This window comes from Adlercreutzia equolifaciens (genome assembly GCF_029076695.1).
In the GTDB taxonomy this organism is placed as follows: Bacteria; Actinomycetota; Coriobacteriia; order Coriobacteriales; family Eggerthellaceae; genus Adlercreutzia; species Adlercreutzia equolifaciens_A.
On record NZ_JARFIK010000383.1, the window covers coordinates 1 to 302 of the forward strand.

General features: G+C 61.3%; 1 pseudogene. It reads right to left on the reverse strand.

The features are described from left to right. Positions 1-302: pseudogene (locus PZH32_RS12850) on the reverse strand (dimethyl sulfoxide reductase subunit A); the annotation flags it as partial.

Consider the following 302-nt stretch of genomic DNA (forward strand, 5'->3'; position numbering starts at 1 on the left):
GGCAGCACGATGTCGGCGTACTTGGCCTGGGTGGTAAGAAACTGGGCATTGCAGAACACGAAGTCCATGGCACTATGTGCCTCGATGCCGCGCATGAGGTCGGGCGACGTCTGCAAGCGAGCCGAATGACCCCAGAAAATGAGGTGGATGTCGATGTCGCGCTCCTCGCGCGGAGCCATGACGCCGTAGTGGTTGCCGTTGTAGGGGTACTTCTTCTCCAGGATGCTCTTCCACAACACCGGACCGGGAATGACGTCGTCCACCGCGTTGGCCAAAGGCTCCAGTCCGTGACCACCGGCGGC